Source organism: Campylobacter sp. Cr9, assembly GCF_020138295.1.
Lineage (GTDB): Bacteria > Campylobacterota > Campylobacteria > Campylobacterales > Campylobacteraceae > Campylobacter_E.
Genome location: NZ_JACGBH010000009.1, coordinates 1 through 12074, shown reverse-complemented (window position 1 = coordinate 12074; position 12074 = coordinate 1). Strand labels below are relative to the sequence as shown.

Genomic DNA, 12074 nt, shown 5'->3' with positions numbered 1-12074 from the left:
TTAGAATTTGAATTCGGAAATACAAATAAATCTAATATTTAAACTTATATTAATTTTGTTGTGATATCATCAGCACTTTTGCAATTTATCTGTGTGAAGAAGTAATATTTAAGTGAATTTTCCACCGTTTAAATATTAGTTGGTAATTCGTGATACCTAAAAATGCAGATTGTAAAAAAGTGGAAAGCAAATTATTTTTTAGGAGACAAGATGAAAGTAAGACCATCTGTTAAGAAAATGTGCGACAAATGTAAAGTCGTTATGAGAAAAGGCGTTGTTCGTATTATTTGCGAAAATCCAAAACACAAACAAAGACAAGGATAAGGTATGGCTCGTATTGCAGGTGTTGATTTACCAAAGAAAAAAAGAATTGAATATGGCTTAACTTATATCTATGGTATAGGTTTATTTACTTCACGCAAAATTTTAGCTGCTGTTGGTATTGATCCAAACAAGCGTGTTTATGAACTAAGCGAAGATGAAGCAGCAACTATTCGTAAAGAAATCCAAGAACATTATTTAGTTGAGGGTGATTTAAGAAAACAAGTTGCTATGGACATTAAAGCTTTAATGGATTTAGGTTCATATCGTGGTTTAAGACATAGAAAAGGTTTACCAGTGCGTGGTCAAAAGACTAAGACAAATGCTAGAACTCGCAAGGGTAAGAGAAAAACCGTTGGTGCAAAAGCGTAAGGATAGATAATGGCTAAGAGAAAAGTAGTTAAGAAAAAATTAGTTAAAAAGAATATTGCAAAAGGTGTAGTATATATTAGTGCAACTTTTAACAATACAATGGTAACAGTTACTGATGAAATGGGAAATGCGATAGCATGGAGTAGTGCAGGTGGATTAGGTTTTAAAGGTTCTAAAAAATCAACTCCATTTGCAGCACAACAAGCTGTTGAAGATGCTTTAAATAAAGCTAAAGAACACGGAATTAAAGAAGTAGGTATTCGTGTTCAAGGTCCTGGTAGCGGTAGAGAAACTGCTGTTAAGAGTGTTGGTGCAGTTGAAGGTATTAAAGTTACTTTCTTAAAAGACATTACACCATTAGCACATAATGGTTGCAGACCACCAAAACGCCGTCGTGTATAATATAAGTATAGGAATATAGGAGAAAATAGTATGGCAAGATATACTGGACCAGTAGAGAAAATTGAAAGAAGATTAGGCGTTAGCCTTGCAATGAAGGGTGAAAGAAGACTAGCTGGTAAGAGTGCTTTAGATAAAAGACCTTATGCACCAGGTCAGCATGGTCAAAGAAGAGGTAAAATTAGCGAATACGGCTTACAATTAAGAGAAAAGCAAAAAGCTAAATTCATGTATGGTGTAAGCGAAAAGCAATTTAGAAAATTATTCCAAGAAGCTGCAAGAAAAGATGGCAACACAGGTGCTATTTTAATTCAATTCTTAGAGCAAAGACTAGATAACGTAGTTTATAGAATGGGATTTGCTACAACTCGCCGTTTTGCAAGACAACTTGTAACTCACGGACATATTTTAGTAAATGGTAAAAGAGTAGATATTCCAAGTTATAGAGTATTACCAGGTGCTAAAGTTGAAGTTGTAGAGAAGAGCAAAAACAATCCTCAAATCGTAAGAGCAGTAGAACTTACAAATCAAACAGGTATTGTTGAGTGGGTAGATGTTGAAAAAGACAAAAAATACGGAATTTTCACAAGAAAACCTGAGAGAGAAGAAGTTGTCATTCCTGTTGAGGAAAGATTCATAGTAGAGCTATACTCTAAGTAATAAGGAGTAGCACATGAGAAAAGTAGTTACAACAGCTCATATGCCAAATGAATTTACTATTGAAAATATCGGCGAAAACAAAGCACGCATAAGTGCTTGGCCTTTTGAAATTGGTTTTGGCATTACATTAGCACATCCACTGCACAGGCTTTTACGCCTTAGTGCAATTGGCTATGCAGCAACTGCTATTAAAATTGATGGCGTAAGTCATGAGTTTGATAGCAAAAGAGGTATGGTAGAAGATATTTCTTTATTTATTATCAATATTAAAAATATGCGTTTTAAAATTAAAAACGAAGATAGTAAGAGAGAAGAAGTAAGCTTTAGCTTTAAAGGGCCAAGAGAAATTAAAGGTAGTGATTTAGCTAATAATGTAATTGAAGTTGTAAATCCTGATAACTACATTGCTACTATAAATGAAGATACTGAGTTAGATTTTACATTAGTTATTGAAAAAGGTATTGGCTATGTAGCAAGCGAAGATTTAAGAGAAAAAACTGATAGTAGTTTTATAGCTCTTGATGCGTTTTTTACACCAGTTAGAAATGCAAACTATTCAATAGAAAAGGTTTTACATGAAGATAATCCTGACTATGAAAAAATTGTATTTGAAATAACAACTGATGGTCAAATAACTCCTGAAGATGCGTTTAAGAATGCTTTAGATGCTATGTATCAACAAATGATGGTATTTAACAAAATAGCAACTACAAGCCCAAGATTAATTGGCGAAGAAGATACAGAAGAGTTTGATTTTTCTGCTTTACTTAAGAGCGTTAAAGAACTTGGCTTAAGCGTAAGAAGTAACAATGGTTTAGAAAAAGCTGGCATTGAATTTATAGGCGAATTAGCTTTAATGAGCGAAAACGATGTAAATAATTTAAAGAATGTTGGTAAGAAATCAGTAGAAGAAATTTTAAATGCTATGAAAGAAATAGGCTATCCAATAGGTTCTAACTCTGTTGAGGCTTATAAAGATAAACTTATTGAAAAAATAAAAGAAATAAAGGATAATAAATGAGACACGGACACGGATACAGAAAGCTAGGTCGCACTAGCACTCATCGTGCAGCTTTATTAAAAAATTTAAGTATTGCAATTATCAAAAATGGTAAAATTGAAACAACTTTAGAAAAAGCTAAAGAATTAAGATCTTATATTGAGAAATTAATCACTCGTGCTAGAGTTGGAGATTTTAACGCTCATAGAGCAGTATTTGCAGCTTTACAAGATAAAGAATGCACAAATAAATTAGTTACAGAAATAGCACCAAACTACAAAGAAAGAAATGGTGGCTATACAAGAATTATCAAAACAAGAACTCGCCGTGGTGATGCGGCTACAATGGCTTATATTGAGCTAGTATAATTATTGAGTGCTTCGGCACTCAAATATTATGAATAAAATCACACTTCCTTATAATCAAACTTTAGAAAACTACATACTCAACAAAGAACTTTACGAATTAGCAAATATCTCACAAAATGCTTATAAATTTTGGAAGAATATCAAATACGCTCAATATCCTAATTCTAGAATTGTATTTTTGGATAAAAGCACTATCGCAAAAAAATATGAGAATTTGATTTCGGAATGTTCTAATTTAAGTGGTTTGGTTTTAGCTAGTGCTTTTTGTTCTATGAGTAATTTAGCTCCATCGCATTTAAACCCAAACAATAATTCAAATCTATTAGAAATAATAAAACTTGTAGAAATTTCAGGGATAAAATTTATAGATTTAGAAGATTTTTTTAAAAAATTAAATATTCCTAAAAACTCTCATATTTATATTGAAAAATGTTGCTATTTCGCACCTGAACCATTTGAGAAAAAAATCAAACTAACAAATACTTTATGTTTAGGATATTATTAAGGATTAACTATGCTTACAAAAATAAGAAATATTTTAAATGAATTTAACGCTGATTTTATGCTGATTTTTAATGCAGATTTTCATCTAAGCGAGTATATTAATGAGTATTTTAAACTTAAAGAAATTTTAAGTGGTTTTTGTGGTTCGGCAGGAACTTTGCTAATTAGCAAAAACGAAGCATTTTTATTTACTGATGGTAGATATTTTTTACAAGCCGAAAATGAGCTAAAGCAAGATTTTAAGCTAATAAAAAGTCCTGATTATATTAGCTATATTAAAGATAATTTTAACAATAAAACTGCTTTATTAGACTTAAGAACAATCTCTTATACAAATTATTTAAAATTAAGCGAAGTTGCAAAAATAGTTGATTTTACAATAAATTACAATGATTTTCATTCAAGAACTTTGCCAAATGATAAAGTATTTTATCAAAATCCTAAATTTGTTGATAACATTAACAAAATAAAAAGATTGCAAAATGAACTAAGCGAAAAAAACATAGATTATTGTGTAATTTCAAGCCTTAGTGATATTGCATATCTTACAAATCTTCGTGGAAAAGATGTAGAATACAATCCCGTTTTTTTAAGTTATTTGATTGTTTCTAAAACAAAGGCTTATTTTTATATTGATGAAAATAAATTAAGCGAAATTACTAAAGATGAAGATTTAATTTATAAAGATTATTTTGAATTTTACGATGATTTAAAGACGTTAAAAGGCAATATAATTTGCGATTTTTCTAATACTAACGCAAAAATTATAAGTCAAATAAAAGCAAATATAATAAATGAGATTTTGCCAAGCACAATGCAAAAAGCGTGCAAAAGCGCTAATGAAATTAAGCATTTAAAATACGCTCATTTGTTAGATGGCATCGCACTTTGTAAATTTAATCACTGGCTTGAAAATACTGATTTATCAAGCGTTGATGAGTGTAAGATTGATGAAATTTTGACAAATTATAGAGCGGATAATGAGTATTTTATAAGCAATTCTTTTGATACTATTGCAGGATTTAATGAAAACGCAGCCATAATTCACTATAAGGCTAAGAAAAATAATGCAAAATTCTTAAATGAAAATGGCTTATTACTCCTTGATAGTGGAGCGCAATATGAGTGTGGAACTACCGACATTACTAGAGTTTTTAAGATAAATAAAGCTAGCAAAGAGCAAATTAGAGATTACACCTTAGTGCTAAAAGCAAATATTGCAATCTCAAAAATACTTTATCCAGAAAATATCAAAATGCCATTACTTGATAGTATAGCTAGAAAAGAGCTTTGGCAATATGGGCTTGATTATTTGCACGGCACTGGTCATGGGGTAGGGTATTTTTTAAATGTTCATGAAGGTCCGCAAGTATTATCGCTTAATGCAAATGCTAGCGAGCATACAAGAGTAAAAAGAGGAATGCTAACATCAATAGAGCCAGGATTATATCACGCTAACAAATACGGAATAAGGCTTGAAAACCTTGCTATAAGTGAGTTTGCGATGAGTAGTGAATATGGAGATTTTTTAAGATTTGATATAGTTACTTTGTATCCATTTGAGCTTAATTTAATTGATTTAAATATGCTAAATACTGATGAAATTAAGTGGCTAAATGATTATCATTTAAGAGTTTTAAATACCCTAAGCCCTTATTTAGATGATTGCTTAAAGAATTTTCTAGCTTACAAATGCCGTGAAATTCCTATTTCAAATTCCACGAATTTTTAAAAGAATTTGAATTAGGAATTTGATTTAGGAGCGAAAATGAAATATTTCTTTATCGCTATGATTGTGTTTGCAATAGCATTATTAATCGAAGCGTATCCATACAAAAAATATAGATTTAAGTTGTTTTTAAAATTTATCTTTTGCTTTTATTATTATAAACAACTCTTAAAAGAATACAAACCAAAGGATAAAAATTACAAGCTTTATAATTTTATAGAAAACTTTATTTATTGCTTTAAGTTTTTATTACTTACTCTTATATATTTGCTTTTGTATTGCGGTATATTTGGCTTATTTTTTATGCTAATATATTGATGTTTTAAGAATTTAAAATCGGAATTTGAGCTAAAAAAGGGTAAGCAAATGGCTTTTAAAAATGCAATTATTGATGATAGATTAGAGAAGAAATATTCTTTTGTAGATATTTGCATTAGATATTCTAATGATTGGTATCTCAGACAATATCGTAAATTTCCTTTTGAAGAACGCATTGTAATAGATGAAGAATTAGACTGCTGGTTTATGAATTGTATGTATTTTGATGACCCTGAGCTAGACCATGCAAAGCTTAATAAATCTTTGTGGATTTTATATTATAAAGGCGAGCATATAAGGATAATTTTAGATTATGATATCAAACAAGAAATTGATAATGTAGTTTATAATAGAGTTTATAAAATCCTTTCTATAAGAGATAATAAAACATTAAATGAAAAAGAAATAATAGCCTTATTAAGAGAAATATTAGCTGTTTATAAATGGAATGGAAGCTTAAACAATGATAAAGAATTTAAAGCATATATAATAGATGAAGTATTTGAAGAGCTTTTATAAGAAATTAAATAATTTTTAAGAAAGGATGAAAATGTTTTATAAAGAATGTGAGCTTTGCTCTTGTAAGATTTCAAAATTAAAACTATATAGCTATAAAAAAGATTTAGGAATTTACACCTTGCAATGCCCTAATTGTAAGGCTTCTTATGGATTAAAGCCTAAAATATCTTTTGTGATGATATATGCTATTGTTAGCGAGATTTTTGGATGGGCTGCGTTTTTACTTCCGTTTTTTTGCGTGTTTTTGTGTAGTGATTTTGTGAGTAAGAATGTTGTCTTTTTAATCTTTGTATGGCTTATATCTTTTTTAGGTATTGGGCTTTTTCTTACAATGCTTGAGCATTATTTAAATTTATTTATATTTTCTAAATTTGTCTTAATTGATGATAATGAGAAATTAGAAGTTAAAAAAACTAGATTAAATAAATTGAAAGATTTTTTCATAAAGCTTGTAAAAAGATGAAAATGTTTTATAAAGAATGTGAGCTTTGCTCTTATAATATTTCAAAGCTAAAATCATTTTCTTACAAAAAAGACTTAGGCATTCATACCTTACAATGCCCTAATTGTAAGGCTTCGTATATTCTAAAAGGCAAAATCTCAAGATTAAAAACTAGCGAGGTAGTAAGTTTTATTTTTGGTGCTTTAGGTTTTAGCATTGCCTTTTTGATAGCTAGGGATTTTGTGCGTGATGATATTTTAGCTATTTGTGTATTTGTTCTTAGTTTTTTGATTTTATCTTTTGTATTTTCTATTATTCAGCGTTATTTGGATTTGCTAATTTTTGCAAACTTAACTTTAATGAAAGATAGATTTGCTAAAAAATAATTTATTTATAATAAAGGATAGTTATGAAGACTTTTTTAAACTGGTTAATAAGTGAGATTAAATCAAATGAAAAATCTTTCATAGCTTTTTATTTTTCTATTAAAAAATTAAATATTTATTATTATTTATTTTTTGCTTTATACTTGCTTATAAAACCTGATGATATCGCTAAAATATTTCGTGTATTTATAGATGAAAAAGCAGTATATAAAGATATATTTTTATTAATTCCTTTTGTAGGACTTCAAATTATTTTTTTAGTGGTATTTATCCCATCTTTTATAGTGGTTTTATTTAACTTATTAATTGATAAAGATAAAATTAATTTTGCTTATGTGTTAAAAGATTTTTTTCTAGGCTTTGCAATATGTATTCATATTTGTTTTAGCATACTTTATCCTATAAGTTTGGCTACTCAATCTAATGGACTTTTCTTGATTTGTTTAATGGTATTTGTTTTTATATCTATATTTGTATTTGCAATCGCTAAAGAAAATATGCATTATTTTTTTAGCATTATTTTATATCTTACTTGCTCGTTACTTCTTTATGAGCTAATAGATATTTTTTATATTTTAGTTTCTTTTTTGATTTTACTTATAATTTCAGTTTGCATAAGGCTTAGAAGTATTTATTTGTTTTTATTGTCAATGCCTTTGATAATTCATTATTTTATAGAGTTTGCACATGGTTATTTTGCAAGTAATGAAGGCGTTATAGAGCCATTAAAACATTTAGCCGTTATGTTAAGTATATTTGTGATTATTATTGTTTATAACAGATTAAACAATAAAAGCTAATTCCTATTTCAAATTCCACGAATTTTTTAAGGAATTTAAAATAGGAAATTAGATATTAGAATTTTTTATTTAAACTTCCAAAATGGCATAATAATGAAAAAATTATACACATAACACAAGCAAATAAAAGCATATAAAGACCAGCACTCCAGCCAAATGCATCAACAATTTTTCCTAAAACCATAGTTCCTAATGAGGCACCAACAACATAACTCATAAAGCCACGAAGTCCAACACAAGAACCCACAGCAAAGGCAGGAACCACTTCCATTGTTTGAACGCTTGCTAAGAATTGCGGAACATATATTAAGCACCCTGCAGCAGCTGCAAAAAATATCGTGTAATAAATATTATCGCTTGTAAAATATCCAATAATCATAAAAAATATAATTGATACAGCTAAAATTGCAGGTGGCATTCTATGACCTTTGAATAATTTATCAGAAATAATACCTGCTAGCATTGTAGATGGTATCGCAGCCCATTCAAAGAATAAAAATGCAGTATGCATTTGCTCTTTGCTAAAACCTTTTACAGATAAAAGGTATATAGGAAGCCAATTAATAAGTCCAAATCTAATCATATAAACAAAAGTATCCATCCAAGCAACATACCAAGCATTAGGGTTTTTTAATACATATTGCACAAAGATTTCACGGCTACTAAGGTTGGTGCTTGAAGCTTGATTTTTAATATCTTCTTCATAGCCACGCATTTTATTGATTTCGCTTAATTCTTTTAAACCTTCATTTGCTGGGCTACCTTTTACGGCATATAAAACATAAATACTAATTAATATTGCCAAGATTGCAGGGACATAAAAATGATTTATTTTCCAATAATTTGCATTAAAATCAGCAGCGGCTATTCCTAATACAGGAGATAAAACTAAAATAGATTTAGAAATTATAGGAGCTACTAAGCCTCCGCCTATATTATGGCTTATGTTCCATATAGCAGTATAAATTCCACGCTCTTTTTTAGGATACCAATTAGCTAAAGTGATAAAGCTTGGGCCAACTCCCATTCCTTGAAATACTCCAAGAGCAATTACTGCTGCAACATAAGCATAAAGAGCATTGCAAAAACCTAATATTACATTGATTAAAGCACATAAAATAAGACCTAATGCCATATATCTTTTAGGGTCAGCCTTATCACTTAAAGCACTCATAACTCCTTTACTAATTCCGTAAGCTATAAGCATTGAGCCTGTTATAAGTCCTATTTCTGTATTGCTAACTGCTAAATCGTTTTTGATTAATGGGGTTGATAAGGTGATATTGTTTCTTACTAAATAATATCCCATATAACCAACAAAAACACCACTTAAAGAAAGTTTTCTATATTTATAGTAAGTGCTTAACAACTCTTCATCTTTGATTTTTCTATCTTTTTTGACAGGTTTTAAAAAAGATAACATAGTAAATCCTTTTAATAAAATTTTAATAATTTTATTTCAAGTTTTTTTAAAGAAAAATAAAATTTATAGATTTACCTTTAAAAAAATTTTTTATTAATATTGGGTTGTTTTTATGTTGTTTTAGACGCAAGAATTTAAAATAGGAATTTGGTTTATATGTTTTATAAGCAAGATTAAGAAAGTTTTAAAACTTTCTTAGCAGCTTTCACACCTTCTTGCCATAATTTATGCCTTTTTAATACATATTTAGCATCAACTTTTCCACCAAACATAGCACCTAAAAGCGCTCTATTAGCCTTAAAAACAAAAGCAAATAAATGTATAAATATCCAAAAAATTATCAAAAACATTCCTATATTATGTAGTAATGCTATCAAAAATAAAGAGTTTTCGCTAATCAAAACCCCTGCTAAATTTTTATAAGTTTTAATAAGCCCTGTGATTATTATAATAGCCATAATAATTACAAGTCCTAAATATGCAAGGCGTTGCTCTGGTAGATATTTTTCGCAAGGTTCTTCTTCTTTATTAAAAATTATTGCATAGATTAATTTTATGCTTTTTTTAATATCACCTTTTTTTGGAAGCATTGAAAAATCTTTGCGTAAAATATAAAAAGTAATATGCAAAAACACAAAAAACATCAAGCTAATGCTAAAAATATAATGAACCATCAAACTAATATAATAATCCGTGCTCCACGACATTAAAGGTAGTTTATAAATCATATATCTTTTTGCGACAGGCATTTGCAAAATACCACTAAAAATCAATGCAAAAACACTAATCATTATTCCTAAATGAGTTATTTGATTAAATATACTTTGTCTTTTAATTTTCATTTTTCTTCCTTAGTAAGACACCTGCCAAAACCCCTGCAATAGGGCTTAATAAAACACTTTTAATTATTTTGTCATTACTGGTTATTTTGTTATTTACATCTACTTTCATATGTGCTATTCCTTGAGTGTTGTTTGCGTGTTTTTTGCTTATTGCTTCTTGAATTTTTTCAAACGAAATCGGCGATACATAAAAAGTAGCAGTTCCTCCGTTTTGTTTATCTCCATAAATATATGTGCCATTATCTTTAGCTAATTCTTTGTATTCTTGTGCTTTTTTTAAGGCTAGTGATTTAATTTCTTCTTTATTTGCATATATCATAGCGTTTTTAGGACAAGCACTCACACAAGCAGGCGTGCTAATATCAGCACATAAATCGCATTTATACATAACTCCACCGCCTGCTAATTTGGGCGCTATTTTAAGATAAGCTCCAACTCCTGCTTGTCTTTGTGGTATGTGCCAAGGGCAAACATCTTTGCATTTTGCTCCACCAAAACAAACATTAGGGTTAATTTTAACAGCTGAATTATCTTTGCTAATTGCTCCAAATGGACATATTTTAAGGCAAGTTGGCTCATCACAATGCATGCAATGTCTTGGGATATTTATGCTTTTATTATATATGTTTAATTTTTCAACATAGATGAAATTATAAGGATTTAGTCTATTTATCTCATCTTTTTTGTCTTGATAATCTTCATAAAATTTTTGTGGATAATAGTTTGGTATATTGCTAATTGGTTTAGGAAAAACATCTTTATTTTTTGTTTTACAAGCGCTTACACATAAAGGTGTTTTAAATTCAGCACAACCATCGCAAAGGCTTAAATCAATTAGTTTTGCCTTTTTTTCTTGATTTGTATTTGCAAAAACCTTGCTTACACTAGCAATTCCTGCTATTTTTAAAAAATTTCTTCTATCTAAACTCATAATATTCCTTGTTTTTGATAAAGTATAAATGTTTTTAAAAATTATGTATGTGATAAAGTTACAATGAAGAAAGTTGAAAATTTTTTAAATTCTATATTTACAAATGATGAGCTAATTAAAAAGTGTTTAGAAAAAGGCTTGTTTAAGACCTATAAAAAGGGCGATGATTTATGGCAATGCCAAGGGCTTATATTTATTATTGATGGAAGTATCAAAATATTTATTGATAATGGCATTAGAAAGATTGATATTTTTAATTTATCAAACGATGAATATTGTTTATTGTCTGCTTCTTGCGTGTTAAATAATATTAGTTTTGATGTGAATATTGAGTTTGTAAAAAACACTAGTGTATGGCTAATTCCTAGCAAAGATTTAGAAGAATTAAGCGAGAAATATTTAGAATTTAAGCAGTTAAAATTAGATATTGTTTCAAAAAGACTTAGTGAAATTATGAGATTTTTAGAAGATTTTGCTTTTATGCCACTTGCAAATCGTGTTTTAAGATACATAAAGGATAATGCAAGCAATAATGAATTAAAAATCACCCATGAAGAATTAGCAAGAGCTGTTGGTAGCTCAAGAGAAGTTGTAACAAAAATATTAAAAGAATTAAAAAGTGAAAATAAAATCACAATGCAAAGGGGAATTATTAGGATTTGTGATTAAAGAATTTGAAATAAGGCCTTGATAATGTTAGATTTAAAATCTAAATTCCTATCCCAAATTCTTTAAACATAAATCATTTTTCTAACCACAACACTAAAAATAAAACTATCTAAAAGAATTTAAAACAGGAATTTAATTTTTCATAATTATTTATATTATAAACTTTACATATAAATTTCTAACTAGCCATAAATCCCACTAAACCAAATCAAACCACACACTAAACTACCAACCCCCAACCCTTTCAAACCATCTATCAATCCAATTTCACACTAAATAACTTAAAAACTTTATCCATATTTTTCACATTTTTTTCATATTTTTACTATATTTTTTCATATTTTTACTATATTTTTTTCCACAACTTTTTCACAATTTTTTAAATATTTTC

Annotated in this window: 17 protein-coding genes; 14 read left to right on the top strand and 3 right to left on the bottom strand. The window is 28.6% G+C overall.

All coding sequences use genetic code 11. The annotated features are described in order from the left end of the window. The first annotated feature begins 210 nt into the window (after positions 1-210). From rpmJ to AVANS14531_RS05445, 13 genes are read left to right on the top strand one after another with little or no spacing between them, the layout of a single operon-like run. Positions 211-324: a 50S ribosomal protein L36 gene (gene rpmJ / locus AVANS14531_RS05505; RefSeq protein ID WP_214117768.1), complete on the top strand. Its 114-nt coding sequence runs from the start codon at positions 211-213 to the stop codon at positions 322-324. Positions 325-327: 3 nt separating this feature from the next. After that, entirely contained in the window at positions 328-693 is a 366-nt protein-coding gene (gene rpsM / locus AVANS14531_RS05500; protein ID WP_239817787.1) for a 30S ribosomal protein S13, read from the top strand. Positions 694-702: 9 nt separating this feature from the next. Further along, positions 703-1095 carry a 30S ribosomal protein S11 gene (gene rpsK / locus AVANS14531_RS05495; protein ID WP_239817788.1) on the top strand — a complete coding sequence of 131 codons (393 nt, stop codon included), beginning with the start codon at positions 703-705 and terminating at the stop codon, positions 1093-1095. 30 nt (positions 1096-1125) lie between these two features. Then, the gene (gene rpsD / locus AVANS14531_RS05490; protein WP_239817789.1) at positions 1126-1752 is read left to right on the top strand and encodes a 30S ribosomal protein S4; all 627 of its coding nucleotides are present in this window, start codon (positions 1126-1128) and stop codon (positions 1750-1752) included. A 13-nt stretch (positions 1753-1765) separates the two neighbouring features. Continuing rightward, positions 1766-2773, top strand: coding sequence for a DNA-directed RNA polymerase subunit alpha (locus AVANS14531_RS05485; protein WP_239817790.1), 1008 nt, complete (start codon positions 1766-1768; stop codon positions 2771-2773). Beyond that, complete coding sequence (gene rplQ / locus AVANS14531_RS05480) at positions 2770-3120, top strand: 50S ribosomal protein L17 (RefSeq protein WP_239817791.1); 351 nt, start codon at positions 2770-2772, stop codon at positions 3118-3120. Before AVANS14531_RS05485 ends, rplQ begins: the two co-directional genes overlap by 4 nt. A 28-nt stretch (positions 3121-3148) precedes the next feature. Beyond that, positions 3149-3625: a cysteine permease gene (locus tag AVANS14531_RS05475; RefSeq protein WP_336611623.1), complete on the top strand. Its 477-nt coding sequence runs from the start codon at positions 3149-3151 to the stop codon at positions 3623-3625. Positions 3626-3634: 9 nt separating this feature from the next. Next, entirely contained in the window at positions 3635-5356 is a 1722-nt protein-coding gene (locus AVANS14531_RS05470; protein WP_336611622.1) for an aminopeptidase P family protein, read from the top strand. A gap of 36 nt (positions 5357-5392) precedes the next feature. Continuing rightward, positions 5393-5671 (top strand): hypothetical protein, encoded by a 279-nt coding sequence (locus tag AVANS14531_RS05465; protein WP_336611621.1) that lies wholly within the window; start codon positions 5393-5395, stop codon positions 5669-5671. 48 nt (positions 5672-5719) lie between these two features. Further along, on the top strand, positions 5720-6190 hold the full coding sequence (locus tag AVANS14531_RS05460) for a hypothetical protein (protein WP_336611620.1): 471 nt from the start codon (positions 5720-5722) through the stop codon (positions 6188-6190). Positions 6191-6221: 31 nt separating this feature from the next. After that, entirely contained in the window at positions 6222-6653 is a 432-nt protein-coding gene (locus tag AVANS14531_RS05455; RefSeq protein WP_336611619.1) for a hypothetical protein, read from the top strand. Positions 6654-6655: 2 nt separating this feature from the next. Continuing rightward, positions 6656-7018 carry a hypothetical protein gene (locus AVANS14531_RS05450; RefSeq protein WP_336611618.1) on the top strand — a complete coding sequence of 121 codons (363 nt, stop codon included), beginning with the start codon at positions 6656-6658 and terminating at the stop codon, positions 7016-7018. A gap of 23 nt (positions 7019-7041) precedes the next feature. After that, positions 7042-7818 (top strand): hypothetical protein, encoded by a 777-nt coding sequence (locus AVANS14531_RS05445; protein ID WP_336611617.1) that lies wholly within the window; start codon positions 7042-7044, stop codon positions 7816-7818. A gap of 55 nt (positions 7819-7873) precedes the next feature. On the opposite strand, the gene AVANS14531_RS05440 is transcribed toward AVANS14531_RS05445, so the two are convergent. From AVANS14531_RS05440 to AVANS14531_RS05430, 3 genes are all read right to left on the bottom strand, one after another. Beyond that, a complete protein-coding gene (locus tag AVANS14531_RS05440; RefSeq protein WP_336611616.1) occupies positions 7874-9241 on the bottom strand; it encodes an MFS transporter in 1368 nt (455 codons plus the stop codon). 173 nt (positions 9242-9414) lie between these two features. After that, positions 9415-10083 carry a cytochrome b/b6 domain-containing protein gene (locus tag AVANS14531_RS05435; RefSeq protein ID WP_239817801.1) on the bottom strand — a complete coding sequence of 223 codons (669 nt, stop codon included), beginning with the start codon at positions 10081-10083 and terminating at the stop codon, positions 9415-9417. Continuing rightward, positions 10073-11014: a 4Fe-4S dicluster domain-containing protein gene (locus AVANS14531_RS05430; protein WP_336611615.1), complete on the bottom strand. Its 942-nt coding sequence runs from the start codon at positions 11012-11014 to the stop codon at positions 10073-10075. The genes AVANS14531_RS05435 and AVANS14531_RS05430 overlap by 11 nt, the downstream gene beginning before the upstream one ends. A gap of 63 nt (positions 11015-11077) precedes the next feature. Here AVANS14531_RS05430 and AVANS14531_RS05425 point away from each other — a divergent pair, with 63 nt between their 5' ends. Beyond that, positions 11078-11683, top strand: coding sequence for a Crp/Fnr family transcriptional regulator (locus AVANS14531_RS05425; protein ID WP_336611614.1), 606 nt, complete (start codon positions 11078-11080; stop codon positions 11681-11683). Positions 11684-12074 lie beyond the last annotated feature (391 nt).